This window comes from Nonomuraea rosea (assembly GCF_039539705.1).
Lineage (GTDB): Bacteria > Actinomycetota > Actinomycetes > Streptosporangiales > Streptosporangiaceae > Nonomuraea > Nonomuraea rosea.
Window position 1 is genome coordinate 645491 of sequence record NZ_BAABDQ010000002.1, and the last position, 20921, is coordinate 666411.

Sequence of the window (20921 nt, forward strand, 5' to 3'; positions counted from 1 at the left end):
TGGGGCCGAGCAGCAGCCGGTGCCGTACCGGGCTCCGGCCTGAGGAGGCCGGCCGGCCCGCGGCACTGTCTCGTTCCGGGGCCGGCACCGCGTCCTGCTCGTGGCTTCGAGTTTGCTGCCGCCGGCCGTTCGCAGCCTGCCCCTGGCGGGGTCAGGATGCCTGGCGGCCCGGTGCCCAATACTTGGCGTGTGAACAAGAAGTCGGGGTTGGGGGAGTTCCTCAGGATGCGCCGGTCGCAGTTGCAGCTGGCGGATGTGGGACTGCGGGATTTCGGGGAGCGCCGTCGCGTGCCGGGGCTGCGCCGTGACGAGCTGGCGCAGCTCGCCGGGGTGGGCTTGTCCTACTACACGCGCCTGGAGCAGGGGCTCTCGCTCAACGCGTCGGCGGAGGTGCTGGACGCGCTGGCCCGTGCCCTCGATCTTGACGAGGTGGAACGGGCTCACCTGCACGACCTGGCCCGCGCCTCGCGCCGCACCGGCACCCGGCGCAGGCCCGCGCCCGAGCGAGCGGGAGAGACGACCAAGCAACTGCTCGCCGCGTTCGGCGACGCGCCCGCGATCGTGCTGGGACGCCGCAGCGACGTGCTGGCCTGGACCCGTACGGGACACGCCCTGTTCGCGGGACATCTGGACCCGCACATCCCCGATCAGCCCGACCAGCGCCCGAACACGGCCCGGCTGGTCTTCCTGGACGCGCACACGCGGGACCTGTACGTGGAGGACTGGCCGAAGAAGGCCAGGGACGTAGTGGGGAAACTGCGGCTCGCCGCCGGGCAGCACCCGGACGATCCCCGGCTGGCCGCACTGATCGGTGAGCTGACCATGAAGAGCCCGGAGTTCGCCAGTATGTGGTCCGAGCACCGGGTCAGGAAGTGGGACCTTGCGACCTACCGCATGCACCATCCGGTCGTCGGCCGCATGCAGCTCAACCTCCAGACCCTGAACGTCCCGCAGGAGGAGGGCCAGCGCATCGTCGTGGTGACCGCCGAGGCCGGCACCGGGTCAGCGGCAGCTTTGCGCCTTCTCGCCCAGGCCGGTACTTCGAGCGGTGCTGGGTCTGCGCGCCAGGCGGCGCGAACCGCGCGGCGCCCGTAAGCGCGCCGGGGAGGAGAAACCTCACGCCGTGCGGATGGCGCGCCTTCCGACGAGGGATGTGACGCCGAGGGTGACGCCGATCCCGATCACGATGGTGACCGCGTAGGGCAGCGGTGCCGCCGCTTGCAGGGGATCGCCGGTTTTGACGATGGCGAAGGGCAGGACGGTGACGAACGCTCCCACGCTTCCGGCGATGGTGCTGATGGCGGTGGCCGCACCGATCTCGCGTACGAGCATCCGCTGTGTTTGCGCGTTGGTGGCGCCGATGAGGGACATGACCGCGAACTCCGGGCGGCGCTGGGTGATGGAGGCGACGAGGTTGTTGGTGAGGGCGATGGCCATGAATGCCGCGATCAGGGCGACGACGAAGTAGTTGATCGAGGCGAGGACCTGAGCGGTGCTGTTCGTGGTGCCGACGCTGTTCTCGATGCCTTGCATGCTGAGTGTGCCTGCGGCGACGGTGACGAACAGGGTCAGGAAGGTCACGGTCGGCCGTACCCGGTCCGGAGCCGCGGAGAGGTTGATCGCGGCCAGGTGGGAGGGGGCGGTGGCGCGTGCTGGGCGGAAGGCGTTGAGCGTGGTGTTCGCCGCGGCGACGAGCTCAGGGGCGAGGACGCACATGCCGACGGCGACGAGTACGCAGCCGGGCCCGGTCATCGCGGTGGTGAGCACGTCGGCCGGATCCATGGCGAACACCGCGGCCGATGAGGCCAAGCCGGCCGCGATCATGATTGTCGCGGCGATTCTGCGGCGCCGTCCCGGATACCGTCCCGTACGGCGGCGTGGGGGCGGAGACGCGTCGCCCACAGGGCTGCGGTGAGCGAGGGAGCGGCTGCCCATCCATGCGGCGAGTACGCTCGCGGCCATCACGATGAGCACGCCGAGGACCGGGAGGAGCACGCCGGGCGCGAAGACCGAGGCGGCGTCGGTGAGCCCGGCGGAATGGATGCTCCGGGTGACGATCCAGCCGACGACGTAGCCGATGGCCAGGCCCGGGAGCGCCGTGATGGCCGAGATGGCCGTCGTCTCGATGGCGAGCATCCGCTGCACCTGCCGGGGGCTCGCGCCGATGAGACGGATGCCCGCGATCTCCCCGGCGCGGCCGGTGAGGGCGACGCCGATGGTCGAGACCATGGCGAACAAGACGATCGCCACCGCCCAGCCGCCCATGATGAGCGGGAACTGCACCAGGAACGCGCGGTCGGCGGCGGCCGTACTCTCGGCCAGCCCGGTGCCGAGCAGGCTCATCATGCCTGTCACCAGGGTGGTGCCGACGAGCGTGACCAGGCCGGTGGCGATCGCGGCGGCGCGGTGATGCGCGAAAGAGCGCATGGCGATCTTGATCACTGGTTCACCGCCGATTCCGCCGATTCGACCAGGACGGCCATTCTGCCGGCGACCTGCTGCGCGGTGGGGCGAGGGAGGCGATCAACGATCCGGCCGTCGGCGAGGAAGAGGACGGCATCGGAATAGGAGGCGGCGACCGGATCGTGGGTGACCATGATGATCGTTTGACCGTGGTCCGCGAGTTCGCGCATCAACCGCAGGACTTCCCTGGCGCTGCGAATGTCGAGGGCGCCGGTGGGCTCATCGGCGAAGACGATGTCGGGGTCGGTGATCAAGGCTCGCGCGACGGCGACGCGTTGCTTCTGGCCGCCTGACAGCTGATGAGGACGGTGGCTGCCCCGGTTGCCGAGCCCCACGCGGGTGAGCAGTGCGGTCGTGCGCGCCGGTTCGGTCGTGCGGGAGTCCAGGCGCAGGGGGAGCTCGACGTTGTCGACGGCCGAGAGCGCGGGCAGGAGGTTGAACGACTGGAAGACGAATCCGACGCGGCGCCGGCGCAACCGTGCCAGCTGTGTCTGATCGAGCCCGCGAAGGTCTTGTCCGTCGAGCTCGATGGAGCCTGACGTCGGATTCTGCAGCCCGGCGGCGCAGTGCAGGAGGGTGGTCTTGCCGGAACCCGAGGGTCCCATGATCGCCAAGAAGGAGGACCGGGCGACATCGAGGTCGACGTGGCGCAGGGCATGGACGGGCCCGGCCTCTCCTGGATATTCGCAGCGGAGAGCGCGGATGCGCAGCACGGGTGCATTCATGAGGCTCCTTCAAATGAGCGTTTTAAACGATCGTTTCAAACGAATGTTTATTTGATACGGTAGAGCATATGAGTGCCAAGGACAAGCTGTTGCTGGCGGCGCGTGACTGTCTGCTGGCCAAGGGGTACGCGCACACGACCGTCCGAGACCTGGTCGCGGCGTCGGGGGCGAACCAGGCGTCGATCAACTACCACTTCGGGTCCAAGGAGCAGCTGCTCACCCGGGCCCTGCGCGACCTCAACACGGAGTGGGGCGAGTTGCTGTTCGCGGTGCTCGAGGAGCCCGGCGGGACGCGGCCCGGGGCCGCCGATCAGGAGGGCCTGTGGGGCCGGATCATCGACTCGATCCAGGCCAACCGATCGCTGTGGATCGTCAACTTCGAATCCGTCGCGGCCGTACGGCAGGACGACGAGATCCGGGGGATGATCGCCGGCGGTCAGGAGCTGGCCAGGGCCTCGCTGGCGCGGGCGTTCGCCGGCCTCGGGCCGGACAGCGATCCGGGTGAGGTCCACGCGACCGGGTCACACTACCTCGCCCTGCTCGTCGGGCTTGCCGCGCAATGGCTCAGCGACCCCGAACGCGCGCCGACGGCGGAACAGTTCGCCGCCGCCAACTCCGGCCGACGCCGCTGACGGACAGTCTGAGGCCGCGGGTGCCGAATTTTGGGCCCGGACAAGCCTGGGTTTTCCTGCACTCTCAGGCTAGTGGCCTACCCCACGGAGGCTTGCGATGGTGCTTGCCCAGATCGCTCGCTGGACCGCCGCTCTCAGCATGGCCGCGGCGCCCGGCTTCCGGCCGGGTGCGCCCGGTCTCGGTGACCCCTACTTCTCCCTGGAGGGCAACGGCGGGTACGACGCCCAGCGCTTCGACCTGGACTTCCAGCAGCTCACCGTGCGGTCGGTCACGGTCAACGGCCGCAAGGCCGCCTACACGCGCGACGGCCAGGAGCTGATCGTCACGCCCGACAAGAGCCCCCGATCGGCGACGTCACAGAGGCTCACCGACGACTCGAAGCCGGCGGGGTCCGTGGGAAGATCATCATCGACATGCGGCGCTGACCCCTCGCACAGGACCGGCCTGCGTATCGCCCACGGCATCCAGAACTTCCAGCTGTTCAGGGACGGGCCAGGCGGCGGCCGATGGACAGGACGAACGACTCTGGGAGGCGCTGCGAGAAGACGTGGGCGAGCAGGGCGTTGCGGCCGCCGTCCACGACGGACGACTTGCGGGTGGCCAGGGCTCGGAACGTGGTGGCGACCACCTGCTCGGGAGTGCGCTTCTTGCCGGCGCCGGCGATGTTCGGCCCGGCGGTCATGGGCGTGTCGGTCAGGCCGGGGCACAGGGCCAGGATGCGTACGCCGGTGCCCGCGTTCTCGGTGCTGACCGCCTGTGTGAAGGAGCGGACGAACGCCTTGCTGGCGGAGTAGGCGGCCAGGTACGGGATCGGCATGAAGGCCGAGGTGCTGGCCACGTTGACGATCACGCCGCGGCCCCGGGCCCGCATCCCCGGCAGGAAGTGCAGCGTGGTGCCCATGACGGCCTGGACATTGAGGTCCACCAGCGCCGCCAGCCGTGCGGGGTCGGCCTCGGCGGCGTCGCCCCGGTGTGAGATGCCCGCGTTGTTCACCAGGAAGTCGATGTCCTGACCGCCGAGCTGTTCGAAGAGCCGGGCGGAGGCGTACGGCTCGGACAGGTCGAGGGGCACGGCTGTGACCCGCACACCGTAGGTGGCCGTCAGGGATTCGGCCATGGTCTTCAACGTGGTGCCTGAGCGCGCCACGAGGACGAGGTCGGCACCGCGTCGTGCCAGCTGCCGCGCGAATGCCGCGCCGATGCCGGTGGAGGCGCCGGTGACCAGGGCCGTTCGGCCGGTGAGGTGGGCAAGGTCAAGCATGATCAGTTCTCCTTCCATGAGGAACTCATTGAGCCATTCAAGCATATGCTTGAGCTTCTCAACGACTACCTCAAGGAATGCCGCCTATCATGGAGCCATGGAACCGGCCCTGCCCGAACTGCTCACCCAGCTCTTCGACGTTACCGACACGGCCAGGGGGGAGGCGACCGCGACGCTGGCGGAGTTCGAGCTGAGCGGCTCCCAGGCCGGCCTGCTGTGGGCGCTGAACCCGGCCCTGCCGCCCGTGCCCATGCGCGAACTGGCCCGCCGGCTCCTGTGCGACCCGTCGAACGTCACGCTCATCAGCGCCAAGCTGGAGAAGGCCGGCCTGGTCGAACGACGCCCACACCCCACCGACGGCCGAGTCCGGGTGCTGGCACTCACCGAACGCGGCGTCGAGGTCTGGCACGCGCTCATGGACCGGATCACGGCCACCTCCCCAGTGCTCCGCCTCAGCCCCGCCGAGCGGCGGCGACTGGCCGAGCTGCTCACCAAGATCCAGGGCCCAGCCTGATCTTCCGGGGCGATCACGTTGATCGCGCGGGATCTGGGGGTCAGCCGCGAGACGCTCAGCCGGCGAGCAGCAGGGGTGGCAGCACCATGGTGACGATCGTGACCGCGGGCCCGATCAGGACCATGGCGAATCCCCATGCGGTGAGGCGTCTCGACAGCAGCGGTCGCTCCTCCTCGGCCGCGGAGGCGACGATCGTCGCACCCGTGGTGGAGAACGGCGCGCAGTCCACAAGAGACGCCGAGATGGCAAGCGCGTAGATGAACCCGGTCATCTCCAGCCCGCCCCCGGGCACGAGGAGCGGTACGGCCAGGGGGATGAGCGCGCCGAGGATGCCGATCGTCGAGGCGAACGCCGACACCAGGCCGGCGATGACACAGATGACGATGGCCGCGATCAGGGGGACGTTGACCGACCTGGCCAGTTCGCCGAGTTGGTCGATGGCGCCCAACCTGGTCAGTACGCCCACGTAGGTCATGATGCCGCCGAGCAGCAGGATCGTCCCCCAGTCGACCTTCGACATCGCGCGGCGCCCCACATCCGGCACCAGGAGGGAGAGGATCACCGCGAGGGTGAGTGCGACGACACCGAGATTGACGTCGACGTCGAGCATGGTGAGCGTGAAGAACCCGGCGACCAGGACGAACAGCGTGCACAGCACGGTCGCCTGAATGCGAGTGATCGGCGGTGCCGTTGTGGTGTCGGTCATCGCCAAGGTGCCGGTCGCAGAACCCATGGTGCCGGTCGCGGAACTCAGGGTGCCGGTCGCGGAACCCGGTTCACCGCTCCCGGCAGGCTCGGCGGGCGCCGCGGTGTCCCGCCGCGAACGGCGGATCAGTTCGGGGCCGCCGAACATCAGGAAGGCGGCCAGGACCACCAGGGCGTTCACCCCGACCGACAGGACGAACATGAGCCCCGCGTTGTACGGCAGGCCCGAGTCCTCGGCGATGGTGGCGACCGTGATGCCGTTGATGCTTGTCGGAGCCAGCGCGCCGCCGACGATCGCGGAGCTCATGGCGATGCCCATGAGCGTGGGGCTGATCCGGTGCGTCGTGGCCAGTGACATCGCGATCGGCACGACGGCGAACGCCGCGTGAGAGGTGCCGAGGCAGGCAACCCCCGTGCCGATGAGCCACATCGCCCAGGGCAGCAAGGAGACCCGTGGGCCGACCAGACGCACCGAACGGTCGACGAGCCAGTCGATCGTGCCGGTCTCCCTGGCCATGCCGAACAGGTAGGTGATGCCGAGCAGGATGAGCAGCGTGTCTACCGGGAACGCCTCGAGAATCTCGTCGAGTCCCTCGCCGACGAACCCGATACCGATGATGAAGGCGGCGACCAGCGCCAATGCCCCCATGTGCACGTTGCGGATCGCGGAGACGGCGAAAACGCCCGCGAAGACGATCAGCGCGATGATCTCGACGCTCACTGTTCATCCCCTCGGGGTGAACGCGGGGGCAGCGTCGTCATTGGTCGGTTCCCTTCGGCTGGGGGGTGGGACGTCCGGCGAGATAGGCGGCAAGCGGTACGGGAGCGACGCCTTCCAGGTCGTCGAGGCGCACGAGCTCGCCCGCCTCGACCCGGCGGCGCAACCGCGCGTCGCCGAGCAGGTAGTAGGGCGCGAGGCCGGCGTCGGGAGCCACCATGACCGGGGCGACGCCGTCGATCTCGTGATGATGACCGGTGACCCGGAACGGCGTACCAGGCTCGAGTGCCGTGGCGGCCCTGGCCGCGAGCAGGACCGTCGGCCGGGGGCGCGGCGCGATGCCCGCGCCGGTGACGGCGGCGTGGATGGTGAGCGGGGTTTCGACGCCCATCGCGTGGTAGGGCCAGTAGAGGCAGGCGTAGCGGCCGTCGCGGCTGACGACGTGCCCCTTGCCCCGCAGCATTTCCCAGGTCACCGGATCGCCGGTGCGCACCACCGCGAACACGCCGCCGGCGAAGCTCGCCTCGCCCGGCAGGCGCAGCGCGGAGAACACGTCGATGACGCCGTCGTGGCTCACGAGGCCACCGTCCTGACGCGTGGCGTAGATGTCGGCAAGTTCGGCGACGCGGGCCACCGGGTAGTGCAGGCTTTCCTCGTCCGGCACGGCACCCGTCCGCATCGCCACCACGGTCATCTCGCACAGGTCGGCAGCCGCCCTGCGTTTGAGCCCGGCGACGAGATCGGCGCGGCGGCTCAGCGCGGCCAGCGGCTCGTCGCCCAGATCGAGCACCTCGGCCAGGGCGGGTGCGTCAATCGTCACGCCGGCCTGGGTCACGGTTCCCGTGCCGGGGTCGAAGACGAGGTCGTACTCACCCGACTTGCCGATGGCGACGATCTCCAAGCCGGTGGCTGAGATCCAGTCGACGAGGCGCAGGAGGTTGGCAGGCTGGTCGCCGTCGCCCGGCAGGTAACGAACGCCGGCCGCCTCCGCCTTCGCCGCGAGGGCGACACCGGCGACGGTGTCGACTTCCTTGCTGACCATGACGACGTGCACTCCGTGCGCCAGCGCGTCCTCGGCGTAGGCGGTGCCGGAACTCACGTGGCCGGTCGCCTCGACCAGGACGTCGACGCTGTCCCAGCTGAGCGGGGTGGCGTCGGCGAGCAGGACTGTGCGGTCGGAGGCGACGGCGTCACGGAACTCCTCGCCGGTGGCCGGCGCCACGAGGCTGATCGCGTCGTGCCCGAGCTCGGCCAGCATGCGGCGCATGCCGTCCACGTCGGGATCGATGAGCACCGCCGGGATCAGTTCGGGCGTGTGCTGGAGCTGCGCGAGCAGCGTGCGGCCGTAGCCACCGCCTGCGCCGGTCAGCGCGACTCTGACGGGAACGTGATCCCGCACGGCATGGGAATGGATCACCGTAGCTCCAATCTGGCAAAGCGCTGCCCAGGTGACCAGGGGCGACGCAGGGCGCCACTGTTACACAGGATCTAGAATTTTACAAATTTGCATCAAATATTCACATGAGATGAAATGTGGGCCATAGGCAGGTCTGATGAGGAAGAACGAGGTGCGACCGTGCTGGGTGCCATCGCCGACGACTTCACGGGCGCGACGGATCTCGCGATCATGTTGCGCCGCAACGGTTATCGGGTGGCCGTCGCCATCGAGGAGCACGACCCGGGCACGTCGGCGCGCACCGGTCTCGACGCGCTGGTCATCGCTCTGAAGACCCGGACCGCGCCCTCCGGAGAGGCGGTCGCCTCCGCACGCGCTGCACTGGGCAGACTGCGGAGCTGGGGTGCCGAGCAGATCTACGTGAAGTACTGCTCCACCTTCGACTCCACCGATGAGGGCAACATCGGGCCGGTGCTGGACATGGTGTCGGAGGAGCTGGGCGCCGAGCGGGTGGTCGTCGCGCCCGCGTTGCCCGCCAACGGCCGCACGCTCTATCACGGTCACCTCTTCGTCGGCGGCGATCTCCTCGAACATTCCTCGATGCGGCACCATCCACTCACGCCGATGACCCGCTCCCGGGTCGCCGATCTGCTCCGCCCGCAGACACGGCACGCCGTCACGGAGATTCACCACGAGACGGTGCGGCAGGGCCCGCAGGCCGTCCGGGCCGCCATCGCGGCCGCACCCGCCCGCTACGTCGTCGTCGACACGATCGATGACGAGGACCTGCGCGTCCTCGGTGCCGCGGTCGCCGGCAGCACGCTCGTGAGCGGCGGCTCCGGCCTGGCCTGCGGCCTGCCGAGTCCCGGCACCCCGGCGGATACCTGGTCACCGGGCCCGGGCACCGGCCGGGTGGTGCTGTGCGGCAGTGCGTCGGCGACCACGCGGCGGCAGATCGCCACTGCCGCCCGCACCCAGCCGGTACGCCGGATCGACCCGGCGACAGCCGTACGCGACCCGGAAAGGGAAATCGACGCGATCATCCAATGGGTCCAAGCCCAGCCGGCCGGCACCGCACCCGTCGTGTACGCCGCAGGCGAGCAGGCCGACCTCGTCCACGAGGTCGACGGCCGGCCGGTCGCGCCCGCTGTCGAGCACGTGCTCGCCCGCGCCGCGCAGCGGCTGGCCGGCCAGGCGGGCATCACCCGCCTGCTGATCGCCGGCGGCGAGACCAGCGGCGCGATCGTCCGCGCGCTGGGCATCGGCCTGCTGCGCATAGGCCCGGAAATCGCCACCGGTATCTGCTGGAGCTCTGCCACCACCGCCGGCGGAGAGGTTGTCGCGCTGGCGCTCAAGAGCGGCAACTTCGGGCCCGACCACCTGTTCACCTCGGCCTGGGACCGGCTCGCGTGAGCGCGCTCGACGATCTGCTCGCCGCCGGTGTCCGCGTGGTCGAGGAGGGCCTCAGCCCCGGCAGCAGCGGCAACCTCAGCGTCCGCGCCGGTGACCGGATCATGATCAGCGGAACCGGCGCGCCGCTGGGCCGGATGCGGCCGGAGAACATCGCGGTACTCGACCTCGACGGGCGCCATCTCGACGGCGCGAAACCGTCGAAGGAGTGGCCGCTGCACATCGCCTTCTACCAGCGCGATCCCCGGCATCAGGCGGTAGTCCACGTCCATTCGCCCTCGGCGGTGGCCGTTGCCTGCCTGGAACCGTGGTCGGAGCACAGTGCGGTTCCCCCGCTCACCCCGTACTTCGTGATGCGCGTCGGTCAGACACCGCTGCTGCCCTACCGCCGGCCTGGCGATCCCGCTCTCGGCGAGGACCTGCGCACCTGCCCCTGGGAGCTGCGTGGCGCGCTGCTGGCCAACCACGGGTCTGTGCTGGCCGGCACGGATCTGAACGAGGCCGTAGACCGAGCCGCCGAACTTGAGGAAGCCTGCCGGATCACGCTGCTGACCAGCGGAATGCCGCGGCGGGAGCTCGCTGCTGACGCGGTGGCCGAGCTTGCCCGGCGCTGGTCCAGCCCGTGGGGCGAGCACACTACACTGAGCCCGGCGAGGAGGTAGTCCATGGCGAGGCCGCCACTCATTCCCGAGCAGCGCCGGCAAGAAATCCTGCGTCATCTGCAGCATGCGCACGTGCTGAGTTACCGCCAGCTCACTGAGCTCCTCCGCGTCAGCCACATGACCATCCGCCGGGACATCATCGCCCTCGAAAAGCAGGGCAGCGTCGAGGCCACCCCGGGCGGTGCCAAGATCGTCACCCGGCTGCTGCGCGAGCCCGACCGCACCGAGAAGGCGGTCACCGACCAGGCCGGCAAAGCCGCGATGGCCCGCGCGGCGGCCGCGATGATCGCCGACTCGATGACCGTCTACCTCGATGCCGGCACCACGATCCAAGCCATCCGCCCCTTCCTCGACGAGGCGCGCGACCTGACGGTGGTCAGCAACGACCTGGCGACCGTGACCGACTTCATCGACCACCCCGGCGTGGACCTCATCTGCGTCGGCGGACGGGTCGAGACCGCGAACCGTTCCACCTCCGGCAGGCTCGCCACTCTCGCGCTGCGTGAGCTCTCAGTCGACATCGCCTTCCTCTCCTCGAGCTCCTGGGATGTGCGGCACGGCGTCACCACGCCCGTCGAAGCGAAGATCGATGTCAAACGTGCCGCACTCGCCGCCGCCACCACGTCGGTCCTCGTCGCGGGCAGCGCGAAGTTCGGCCGGTTCGCGCGCTACCGGGCGCTGCGGCTGGACGAGATCAACAAGATCATCACGGACGACAGACTTGACGACGAGGCGGCCGCGAAGATCACCGCAGCAGGCCCTCAGCTCATCCGCGTGAGCACCGACGGATAGTGTTGTATCTGATCGCGCTCAGGGTGGTCGGCCGGCTGATCTGAGCCGCCGCCAAGCGTCGAAGAACGCGGAGCCAGCACCCCGGGTGGGCCATCGACGGGTGCACGGGGAGATGGTGCGGCTTGGCTTCCAGGTCAGCGAGGCGACCGTGCGGCGCATCCTGCGCTCGCGCCGCTTGGGCCCGGCGCCCCGACATCTCCTGGCGGACGCGACACGTGCACGACCTGGGCGTGACCAGCCACCCGATCGGCGCATGGACCGCTCAGCAGATCAGCTATTGGGCGGGAGCCGGCTCAGGAGGCTTCCGCATCCTGCCGTGCGGTCAGGAAAGCACTGAGTTCGGCCTGTTGCTCACTGTTGAAGGCGCGTTTGGGGAGGAACGCAGCAGGCTGCCTGTTCACCAAGAACAGCCAGAACTCTGGAGTTGTCGCGACTTCTCCGAACATGGACCATTGCATTGTGGTGCTGTACTGGTCGGTTCGGCACTCGTACCCGTCGTTGGTCACCCGGATCGTCGTGGGTACGCACATGTAGGTGAGCTGTCGCGCGGCGATCCGGCGGATCATCCAGGTCGCCACAAAGGGAGCGACGACCGCTGCGACGAGCATGCCCACCCCCAAGAAGACGGAATCGGCCCACATGCAGGCGAGTCCTGCCACGACCAGGACCGAGGGCAAGATCCGATAGACCATGACGAGTTGCCGTTTGAGACCTTGGCGTAACGCCCGCGCCACCTCGTCGGGAGCGGGTTCATATCTGATCGTGAAGTCCACAGTGCTCCTTCGCCTGAGCTGCCGATCATCATGCACAGACGAGCACTACGTTGCAACCCGCACGCCTGGTCAGCGAGGGGCCGTCTACGCGCCCTTCACTTCGCCGATGTCGCTAGACGAAAGCCCACTCCGATCGCCGTCAGGTCCTGCTCGTAGGCGCAATGTCGGCGGGCGCACCGGGCCAGGTCCCGGTCGTGGCGGAATGCGCCGCCCCGGGTGATATGTGGGTCGAAGGCCCAGTCCTCCGTGCTCGGCACCTCACTGGGAGCGCCCGGGTAAGGGGCGTAGCGGGTGGAGGTCCACTCATCGGCGTTGCCCGCCATGTCCAGCACCCCGAAGGGGCTGGCACCCTCGGGGAACGAACCGACCGGCGTGGTGGTGCCGATGCCCAGGTCCACCAGATTGGCCAGGCCTGTGCGGTACTCGTTGCCCCATGGGAATTCCCGGCCGTCGTTGCCGCGGGCGGCACGCTCCCACTCATCCTCGGTGGGCAAGCGCACGTCAAGGCCGCCGAGCTGGTCCCCCAGCCACCGGCAATAGTCCACTGCCTCCTTCCAGGCGACGCCGATGACCGGATGGTCCACCGGTGCCTGCGGAGCCGGCCTGCCGGTGGCCTGCGCGAAGAGTGCCCACTGGCCGGCGGTGACCTGGGTGCGGGCGATCCGGAACGCTGGAAGGTGGATCTCTGTGCGCGGGGCTTCTTTTCGATACCACTCCACCGGTACCCCGGTGCCGGCGTAGCGGTGTGCCACCTCCTCCACCTCTTCGGCGGGCGTACCCCGACGCAGTATTCCGGCCGGGATCTCAACCCAGTCCACTGGTTTCACCCGCATGACCCTCCCATCGCTGGATCGATGTGATTCCATGATCGCTCCGATATGCGCGGACGTCATCGGTCGATGGACCTATGCCGACAGCGACCTTGGACCTAGTAGACGCCGTTCGGGGACGATGCTTGCGCGCTGCTTGGAAGCCGGATCGTGACGAGGAGCCCGCCGGTGGGGCGGGGTGTGAGGTCGAGTGTCCCGTCGTGTGCCTGGACGATGCTGTGCACGATGGCCAGCCCGAGGCCGACGCCCGCGTGGTCGTCGATGCGTGCGCGTTGGGTTCCACGTTGGAAGGGTTCGGTGAGGGTCGGTACGAGTCCTGGTGGGATCCGATGGCCGGTGTTCTCGACCAGCAGCACGCTCGCGTCGCGCCGCGATTCGGTGTGGACCGTGACGGTGCCCCTGCTGGGGAGGTTGTGGACGATGGCGTTCTGGACGAGGTTGATCACCATCCGCAGCAGGAGCGCCGCGGAGCCGGCGGACCATGCCCTCCCGCCGGTGACCTCGAGCGCGATCTGGCGCTTTTCCGCGAGGGGAAGCAGCGTTTCCGCGGCTTCTTCGGCAATGAGAGACAGGTCGACGGGCTCGGGGTTGAAGCTACCTCGGTCGCTGCGGCTGAGCAGGAGGAGGGCCTCGGTGAGGTCGATCGCCCTCGTGTTGACGGAGCTGAGGCGTTGGATGAGTTCGGCCTGGTCATGTGGGGGGTCGTTGCGCGCGACGTCGAGGAGTGTCCGCGAGATCGCCAGCGGGGTGCGTAGTTCGTGGGAGGCGTTCGCGGCGAACCGTTGATGCCGGCTGACGTGGGATTCGAGTTGCTCGAGCATGGCGTCGAACACGTCGGCCAGTTCGCGGAACTCGTCTTCGCTGCCCGGTAGCCGGATTCGGTGGGAGAGCGATCCGTTGGCGGCCATCCGTGCCGCGTCCGCGATCCGTGTCAGTGGTGCGAGCATCCGGCCGGCGAGGAACCACCCTCCCATGAGGCCGAACACCAGGAGGAAGGCCAGTGCCACGGCTGCGGCGGGGAGGAAGACGTGCAGGAGGTCAGTGCGATTGGGCACGTAGATGGGGGCCATGATGCTGATGCGGTCGGGTACGTAGCGCAGCAGGAACACCCACACCACGGACAGCAGGAAAGCGCCGGCGAGAAGGAGGAATCCGGCGTAGCTGATGGTGAGTTTCAGGCGGGCACTGAGCCCAGGGCGTCTATTCATGAGTGCGGTCAGGGTGGACGGGGTCCATGCCGCTGTCGATTCGGTAGCCCACACCGGGCACCGTGGCGATGAGCCATGGGTCGCCGAGTCGTTTGCGCAGGGCGGAGACGGTGATGCGGACGGCGTTGGTGAAGGGGTCGACGTTGGCGTCCCAGGCCCGCTCCAGTAGCTCTTCAGCGCTGACGACCCCGCCCCCGGCGGCGACGAGGACGTTGAGTACGGCGAACTGCTTGCGCGTGAGCGCCACGTAGCGCCCGTCGCGGAAGACCTCCCGGCGGAAGGAGTCCAGCCGCAGGCCCGCGATCTCGATGACCGGGGGGCGGGCGTACGCCCGCCTGCGGTCCAGCGCCCTCAGCCGCAGGACGAGCTCTCGAAGCTCGAACGGTTTGGTGAGATAGTCGTCGGCGCCGAGCTCGAACCCGGAAGCCTTGTCGTCGATCCGGTCGGCAGCGGTGAGCATGAGGATGGGGATGCCGCTGCCGGAGGCGACGATCCGGCAGGCGATCTCGTCACCGGAAGGGCCGGGAATGTCGCGGTCGAGGACGGCGAGGTCGTAGGAGTTGACGCTGAGCAGTTCCAGGGCGGAGTCGCCGTCGCCGGCGATGTCGGCGGCGATCGCCTCCAGCCGGAGACCGTCACGGACGGCTTCGGCCAGGTAGGGCTCGTCCTCCACGATCAGTACGCGCATGACGTAAACCTAGGCAGCACGGCATATCGGCAACGTATGCCACCGAACCCGCCCCCGGCACGTTCCCTCCGTCGAGGAAATCGCATCCGCTGCGCCGGAACACGTCCCGACGAGCAGGCAGGGGATCAGGCTGTGTTCGTCCAGCGAGTTTGAGGAGGCCGGTTCCGTCCCGGCCGCTTTCAGGATCGTCCCCGTCCGGTCCTGGGTGAGCACGGGAATCGCGCTCACCTGCCTGGCCCTGATCCACTCCGGGCCAACACACCATGGTGGGACCCGGAGACCGCACCCGGCTGCCCGAGGCAGTGGCCGGGATGGGCGGGAGTCGCGGGACCAGGGCATCAGGTGGAGGTCGTGAGGTCGTAGACCTTGGCGGTGCCCACCGTGCGGACGGTGAAGTTGCTCTTCACCCACTCGGCGATCCGCTGGGCGGCATCGCTGCCGCCGTGGGGAAGGTCGTTGCCGGCGAAGCCCATCCCGCCGCCGTCCACGAAGTAGTGGATCTGCTTCTGGGCCACGTACTTCTGGAACTGCTCCAGGGTGGGAGCCGGGTCGGTGCCGTTGAAGCCGCCGATCGCCATCACCGGTGTTCGCGTGGCCAGCTGGTACACCGCGGCGTTGAGGGACGTCAACGTCGCTGCGGGCCACCGGTAGGAGTCCGCGTTCGCATTCAGCAGCGCCACCAGTTCAGCGCTGGGAGGAGGCGAAGAGCGCATGATGACGACCCTGCGGCCTTGCGGGCCGCCCTCGCCGCCACCACCCGCGGACTGCTGGGACCCACCCTGCTGATTCCCCTGGCCCGTTCCTGTCCGCATCAGAGCGCCACCTGACGCGACGGAGGGTCCGGCGGTCACGATCACCCCGCTACGCGGGGAGGTGACCGTGTCCTGGGTGTACGCGGCCGGCCCCGCCAACGACACCAGTACGGCCGCCGCGGGCGCCGCCGCGACCACGCGTCCTGGCAGGTAGGCAGCTCCCAGCAGCACCCCGGCCGTGACCAGGCCACCCACGACGACGACCGGGCCCAGCCACGGATGCCAATCGGGGGTACGCTGCAGCACCGCGTAGGACCACGCCGCCGTGATCGCCACGACCGCCGCCAGCGTGGCCGCGCCCGCCATCGTGCGCCGCCGCGGCCACAGCAGGCCGGTTCCCAACCCGGCCAGGGCGGCGATCGCCGGGGCAAGCGCCACGGTGTAGTACTGGTGGAAGATGCCCTGCATCAGGCTGAACACCGCGCCGGTGACCAGCGCCCACCCACCCCACAGTCCCAGTGAGGCGCGCACCCGGTCGGTACTCGGCGCACCGCGCAGCATCCACGATCCGATGACCAGCAGGACAAGCGCGGCCGGCAGCAGCCAGGAGATCTGGCCGCCGTTGGCGTAGCCGAACATGCGACCCCACCCGGCGTCGTCGTTGGTGTTGCCCAGCCCTCCCACCTCGTCGCCGTTGAGCCGGCCCAGCCCGTTGTAGCCCAAAGCCAATTCCAGGACGCTGTTGCCCTGCGTACCGCCGATGTAGGGACGAGCGCCGGCCGGCACCAGCGCGACGATGGCCACCCACCAGCCGGCGGCGGCCACCATCGCGGCCGCGGCCAGGGCCAGCTGCCAGATCCTGCGCCGCAGCGGCGTCGGCGCGGCCAGCAGGTACACCAACCCGAAGGCGGGCAGGACCAGGAACGCCTGCGTCATCTTGGCCAGGAACCCCGCCCCCACGCACGCCCCGCACACCACCAGCCATCGGGTACTCGCGTCCGCCTGGGCGCGCACCAGCGCGTACGCGGCCACCGTGAGCATCAGCACCAGCAAGGCGTCCGGGTTGTTGAACCGGAACATCAGCGTGGCCACCGGCGTCAGCGCCAGCACCGCGCCGGCCAGCAGCCCCGCGCCCGCCTCGACACGCGCAGGCACGGTGCCGGCCAGCCCGCGCCGCACGGCCGCGTACACGGTCGCGACGGTCGCCACGCCCATCAGCGCCTGCGGCAGCAGGATGCTCCACGAGTTCACCCCGAACAACCGCGCGGAGATCGCCATCGGCCACAACGCGGCGGGCGTCTTGTCCACGGTGATGGCGCCCGCCGCGTCGGAGGAGCCGAAGAAGAACGCCTTCCAACTGGTCGCCCCGGCCTGCACCGCGGCCGAGTAGAAGGAGTTCGCCCACTCCGAGGCGCCCAGCCTCCACATGTACAGCACAGTCGTGCCTGCCAGCAGCACCAGAAGCGCAGGCCGGGCCCAGGCCGGGTCGTTCCCGGCGGATCTCGTACGCTGCCGGGCAACGGACATGGTTCGCGTCAATCCCGCCATGGATGCTCCTCAGTCCAACCGGTACAGCTGCTGCTCGGCGCCCGTCGAGGAGGACGGCGAATCCCCGCCGGACCCCCCGTACTCGCCGGGGTCGATCAGAGTGCCGTTCTGCCGCACCCACTCCGCGACAGCCGAGATCGCACCCTGACGAGGACCAGCCGGACCTCTGCCCGACGCGGCGAGCAGGACGTGGCGCAGCTCGCCGTTCTTGATGTACTCCTGCAGCTTGGCCACCGTCATCGCCGGGTCCTGCCCGGTGAAGCCGCCCATCGCGATCACCGGCTCGCCGGTCGACAGGATGATCCCCGCGGCCTGCTGGGCAGCGGACACCGCGACCAGCCAGCGCGCATCGCCCCGGTTCCGCCGCAGGTAGCCGATCAGCTCGGGGCTCAACTCAGCGGCCGGCCCGCCGACCACGCGAACGCCGCCGCCCCCTGCCCGGGTCTGGCCCTGCCCGCCCGGCTGCTGCACTCCAGAGGCCTGGACGTTCGGGTCCTGCTCCGTGGACGGCCCCGCCAGCGCGTTGCCGTACGAGTGGTCCGTACCGCCGAACGCGGCCGCCGACGCGTACGCTCCCGGGCCCGCCAGAGCCGCGACCAGCGTGAACGCCACCGACGCGACGGCGATCCCACGGCCGCGCCGCCACGGCAGCCGCGCGGCCACCAGCGCCGGCACCGTCACCACGGTCGCCGCCACGACCACCCAGGGCAGCCACGGATTCCACTCGGGAGTGCGGTTCAGCAGCACGAACGACCACGCGCCGGTGGCCACCACGCCCACCAGCAGCACCCACGACCAGCGGACCGACCGCCGGTACGCGCCGTACAGCAGCACCCCGCCCGAGCCGGCCAGTGCGGCGATCGCGGGGGCCAGCGCCGTGGTGTAGTACGGGTGGAACACGCCCCCGGCGAAGCTGAACACCACGTAGTGCACGGCCAGCCAGCCGCCCCACAGCACCAGCGCGGCTCGCGGCAGATCGGTGCGCGGCCGCTTCCCCAGCAGCACCAGCCCCGCCACCAGCGCGAGCACCGCGAACGGCAGCAGCCAGGAGATCTGGCCGCCGACGATGGCGTTGAACAGCCGTCCCGCGCCCGCGGCGCCACCGAAACCACTGCTGCCTCCGCCGTAACCGCCTCCGCCGGACCCCCCTCCCTCACCGAAGATCCGGCCCAGGCCGTTGAAGCCGATGACCACGTCCCACACGGTTCCGTCGGTGCTGCCGCCGATGAACGGGCGGTTCCCGGACGGGATCAGGTCGACCACCGCCATCCACCAGGAACTGGACGCCGCCAGCGCCACACCGGCCGCCAGCAGATGCCAGATCCGGCGTGGCACGTCCGGCCTGGCCGCCACCAGGTAGGCCAGCGCCAGCGCCGGGACGACCACGAACGCCTGCAGCATCTTGGTGTTGAACCCGCAGCCCACGAACACCGCCGAGGCCAGTAGCCAGGACAGGCGTCCCGTCTCGATCGCGCGCTGACACGCCCACGCGGCCAGCACCAGGAACAGCACCAGCAACGTGTCAGGGGCGTTCTCGCGGTTGATGGCGACTGTGATCGGCGTCAGCGCCAGCACCCCGGCAGCGATCAGCGCCGCCGGGAGCCCAGCGGCGCGCCGCACCGTGGCGTGCAGCACCGCGACGCCGGCCACCCCGGCCAGCACCTGCGACAACATCAGGCTCCACGTCCCGAACCCCAGGACGCGGGCGAACAGGCCCATCGCCCACAGCGCCATCGGGGGCTTGTCCACGGTGATGAACGACTCGGAGTCGAGGGCCCCGAAGAAGAACGCCTTCCAGCTCTCGGTGCCGCTTTTGACCGCCGCCGAGTAGTAGGAGTTGGCGTAGCCGGCCGCCGACAGGTTCCACGCGTACAGTACGAAGGCCGCCAACAGCACACCCCAGAGCGCGGGACGCGACCAGCGCGGATCTTCAGGCCCGCCCAAGGCCAGCCGGCGCAGTCGCCCCCATCCGGCACGGTGACTGCCTTGGTTCCTGCTGGACGCGGATGTGCCTGACGGATCGGGGAGCGTTGGTGAAGGATGTGGGGGGTTGGTCATCGAACCTCGTCTTTTCTGCCCGTGCAGACGGTCGGCTCGGCCGGAGCCGGCAGGCGCCCCAGGCGCCGTGGGTGGAAGATCCAGACGCGCATCAGCATGAACCGCACCAGCGTCGCGACCCCGTTGGCGGTCACCAACGCGGCGATCTCGACGGCACGTGACGCCTCTGGCGCCAGTGCGTGGAGCAGCGCCAGCCCGCCGGTGCTCAGCGCCAGCCCGAGCAGGAACGCCACACCGCCCTCAAGCTGCTGCCGGAACGCCCGCTCCGACCCGGTCACGCCGAAGGTGAAGCGGCGGTTGGCGGCGGTGTTGCCGATGGTGGTGATCACCAGCGAGACCGCGTTCGCCCACAGCGGCCCCATCACTGTGCGCAGCAGCACGAACAACACCAGCTGAGCGATCGTGCTGAACACCCCGATGATCGCGAAAGCCGGCAGTTGCCGGGCCATCCCCGCCGGCAGTCGCGGGCGCGGCCGGCCCTCCACCGGGACGCGGAACGCGCCCGTCAGCATGCGGCGCGCCACCCGGGCCATGCCCTTCAGGTCATCCAGCGCGGTTCGCAGCACGTCCACGCGGCTGTCGGGGTCGTCGACCCAGTCCACCGGCACCTCGTGGATGCGCAGCCCGTTGCACTCGGCCAGCAGCAGCAACTCGGTGTCGAAGAACCACTTCTCGTCCTGCACCGACGGCAGCAACGCCCGCGCGATCACGGTCCGGGCGGCCTTGAAGCCACATTGGGCGTCGGTGAAACGGGCCGCCAGCGTCGCACGCAGCAACACGTTGTAACACCGGGAGATCAGCTCCCGTTTCGGGCCGCGCACCACCGCCGACCCGCGGGTCAGCCGAGACCCGATCGCCAGATCGCTGTGCCCGGAGATCAGCGGCGCCACGAGCGGCAGGAACGCGTCCAGGTCGGTGGACAGGTCCACGTCCATGTAGGCGACCACGTCGGCGTCGCTGCGGCTCCACACATGCCGCAGCGCCCGTCCCCGGCCCTTCTGCTCCAGCCGCACTGCCCGCACGTGTGGCAGCGCCGCCTCCAACTCCAGCGCCGCCTGCCAGGTCCCGTCCATGCTGGCGTTGTCGGCGATCGTGATCTGAAACCGATAGGGGAAAGTCTCTTCCAGATAGCTGTGTAACCGGCGCACGCTGTGCGCCAGCACGTGTTTCTCGTTGTAGACGGGAATGGCGATCTCCACCAGGGGATCCACGACCAAGCCCTTCTCGCTCTGTCTGCTCTTCGAAGTGCGGCCGCGGAAGCTGTCAGCTGGGTGGCTTTGCCTCATTGGCGACGTTTCGACTGGGCAGGCGAGTCGCCGAAGATCGACGGACTGACGAGCACGATCCGGCGCCTACGACGCGCCCGCGCTGACAGTGATGCGCTGTGGTCCATGCCTCCACTGAAGACGGAAGCCTGTTGCCGTGGCGTATGTGGTTTTTGATATGCCCGCGATACGTCCACGGCGGACGGCTTGTCGCGACATGACCCGTAAGCAGGACACCGCCTATGCCAGGGTGCGCGATCGACACGCCCGTGGAGCGCTCGTACACGGAGACCGGGCCGCCGTCCTACCCGAGGTACCGCTCGGCGGTGTCGAACCCGACCCGCCCCATGTCACCGTTCCCGGCGGCGGCCACTGCCGGCGCGAACCGTGACACAACGATGACATGGCGCGGACATGGCGGGGACACCGCCGGTCGACAGTGGACGGGACTTACAGACGGACGGGTTACGGAGCGCTGGGCAGACCCGGGGCGTGTCGCGAGTGTTGCTGATCGGGGATG

The 20921-nt window shown here is 69.5% G+C and carries 18 protein-coding genes; 6 read left to right on the top strand and 12 right to left on the bottom strand.

Features of this window, described 5'->3' with window-relative positions; all coding sequences use genetic code 11:
* The first annotated feature begins 189 nt into the window (after positions 1 to 189).
* Positions 190 to 1095 (top strand): helix-turn-helix transcriptional regulator, encoded by a 906-nt coding sequence (locus tag ABEA43_RS06790; protein WP_345559729.1) that lies wholly within the window; start codon positions 190 to 192, stop codon positions 1093 to 1095.
* Between the two features lie 21 nt (positions 1096 to 1116).
* Here ABEA43_RS06790 and ABEA43_RS06795 read toward each other — a convergent pair whose 3' ends face one another.
* Together ABEA43_RS06795 and ABEA43_RS06800 are read right to left on the bottom strand one after the other, a co-directional pair.
* Positions 1117 to 2442, bottom strand: coding sequence for an FtsX-like permease family protein (locus ABEA43_RS06795; protein WP_345559730.1), 1326 nt, complete (start codon positions 2440 to 2442; stop codon positions 1117 to 1119).
* On the bottom strand, positions 2439 to 3176 hold the full coding sequence (locus ABEA43_RS06800) for an ABC transporter ATP-binding protein (protein WP_345559731.1): 738 nt from the start codon (positions 3174 to 3176) through the stop codon (positions 2439 to 2441). Before ABEA43_RS06800 ends, ABEA43_RS06795 begins: the two co-directional genes overlap by 4 nt.
* An 80-nt stretch (positions 3177 to 3256) precedes the next feature.
* On the opposite strand from ABEA43_RS06800, the gene ABEA43_RS06805 reads away from it, so the two are divergent.
* A complete protein-coding gene (locus tag ABEA43_RS06805; RefSeq protein ID WP_345559732.1) occupies positions 3257 to 3820 on the top strand; it encodes a TetR/AcrR family transcriptional regulator in 564 nt (187 codons plus the stop codon).
* A 482-nt stretch (positions 3821 to 4302) separates the two neighbouring features.
* Here the strand turns inward: ABEA43_RS06805 and ABEA43_RS06810 are convergent, their stop codons facing one another.
* Positions 4303 to 5082, bottom strand: a complete 780-nt coding sequence (locus ABEA43_RS06810) for an SDR family NAD(P)-dependent oxidoreductase (RefSeq protein ID WP_345559733.1) — start codon at positions 5080 to 5082, stop codon at positions 4303 to 4305.
* A 97-nt stretch (positions 5083 to 5179) separates the two neighbouring features.
* On the opposite strand from ABEA43_RS06810, the gene ABEA43_RS06815 reads away from it, so the two are divergent.
* The gene (locus ABEA43_RS06815; protein ID WP_345559734.1) at positions 5180 to 5596 is read left to right on the top strand and encodes a MarR family winged helix-turn-helix transcriptional regulator; all 417 of its coding nucleotides are present in this window, start codon (positions 5180 to 5182) and stop codon (positions 5594 to 5596) included.
* A gap of 55 nt (positions 5597 to 5651) precedes the next feature.
* Here ABEA43_RS06815 and ABEA43_RS06820 read toward each other — a convergent pair whose 3' ends face one another.
* A complete protein-coding gene (locus ABEA43_RS06820) occupies positions 5652 to 7022 on the bottom strand; it encodes an SLC13 family permease (protein WP_345559735.1) in 1371 nt (456 codons plus the stop codon).
* A gap of 37 nt (positions 7023 to 7059) precedes the next feature.
* Positions 7060 to 8436 (bottom strand): homoserine dehydrogenase, encoded by a 1377-nt coding sequence (locus tag ABEA43_RS06825; protein WP_345559736.1) that lies wholly within the window; start codon positions 8434 to 8436, stop codon positions 7060 to 7062.
* A 159-nt stretch (positions 8437 to 8595) separates the two neighbouring features.
* Here ABEA43_RS06825 and otnK point away from each other — a divergent pair, with 159 nt between their 5' ends.
* From otnK to ABEA43_RS06840, 3 genes are read left to right on the top strand one after another with little or no spacing between them, the layout of a single operon-like run.
* Complete coding sequence (gene otnK, locus ABEA43_RS06830) at positions 8596 to 9828, top strand: 3-oxo-tetronate kinase (protein WP_345559737.1); 1233 nt, start codon at positions 8596 to 8598, stop codon at positions 9826 to 9828.
* On the top strand, positions 9825 to 10487 hold the full coding sequence (locus ABEA43_RS06835; RefSeq protein WP_345559738.1) for a class II aldolase/adducin family protein: 663 nt from the start codon (positions 9825 to 9827) through the stop codon (positions 10485 to 10487). The genes otnK and ABEA43_RS06835 overlap by 4 nt, the downstream gene beginning before the upstream one ends.
* 3 nt (positions 10488 to 10490) lie before the next feature.
* On the top strand, positions 10491 to 11279 hold the full coding sequence (locus ABEA43_RS06840; protein ID WP_345559739.1) for a DeoR/GlpR family DNA-binding transcription regulator: 789 nt from the start codon (positions 10491 to 10493) through the stop codon (positions 11277 to 11279).
* 293 nt (positions 11280 to 11572) lie between these two features.
* Here ABEA43_RS06840 and ABEA43_RS06845 read toward each other — a convergent pair whose 3' ends face one another.
* The 7 genes from ABEA43_RS06845 to ABEA43_RS06875 all read right to left on the bottom strand — a co-directional run bounded on the left by ABEA43_RS06845 (position 11573) and on the right by ABEA43_RS06875 (position 20347).
* Complete coding sequence (locus tag ABEA43_RS06845; protein WP_345559740.1) at positions 11573 to 12052, bottom strand: YcxB family protein; 480 nt, start codon at positions 12050 to 12052, stop codon at positions 11573 to 11575.
* 95 nt (positions 12053 to 12147) lie between these two features.
* Positions 12148 to 12870 (bottom strand): formylglycine-generating enzyme family protein, encoded by a 723-nt coding sequence (locus tag ABEA43_RS06850; RefSeq protein WP_345559741.1) that lies wholly within the window; start codon positions 12868 to 12870, stop codon positions 12148 to 12150.
* A gap of 110 nt (positions 12871 to 12980) precedes the next feature.
* Complete coding sequence (locus tag ABEA43_RS06855; RefSeq protein WP_345559742.1) at positions 12981 to 14000, bottom strand: sensor histidine kinase; 1020 nt, start codon at positions 13998 to 14000, stop codon at positions 12981 to 12983.
* Positions 14001 to 14082: 82 nt separating this feature from the next.
* Complete coding sequence (locus ABEA43_RS06860; protein ID WP_345559743.1) at positions 14083 to 14778, bottom strand: response regulator transcription factor; 696 nt, start codon at positions 14776 to 14778, stop codon at positions 14083 to 14085.
* A gap of 338 nt (positions 14779 to 15116) precedes the next feature.
* Positions 15117 to 17078, bottom strand: coding sequence for an ArnT family glycosyltransferase (locus tag ABEA43_RS06865; protein ID WP_345559744.1), 1962 nt, complete (start codon positions 17076 to 17078; stop codon positions 15117 to 15119).
* A 9-nt stretch (positions 17079 to 17087) separates the two neighbouring features.
* Positions 17088 to 18974 (bottom strand): glycosyltransferase family 39 protein, encoded by a 1887-nt coding sequence (locus ABEA43_RS06870; protein WP_345559745.1) that lies wholly within the window; start codon positions 18972 to 18974, stop codon positions 17088 to 17090.
* A 158-nt stretch (positions 18975 to 19132) separates the two neighbouring features.
* Positions 19133 to 20347: a bifunctional glycosyltransferase family 2/GtrA family protein gene (locus ABEA43_RS06875; protein WP_345559746.1), complete on the bottom strand. Its 1215-nt coding sequence runs from the start codon at positions 20345 to 20347 to the stop codon at positions 19133 to 19135.
* Between the last annotated feature and the right edge of the window lie 574 nt (positions 20348 to 20921).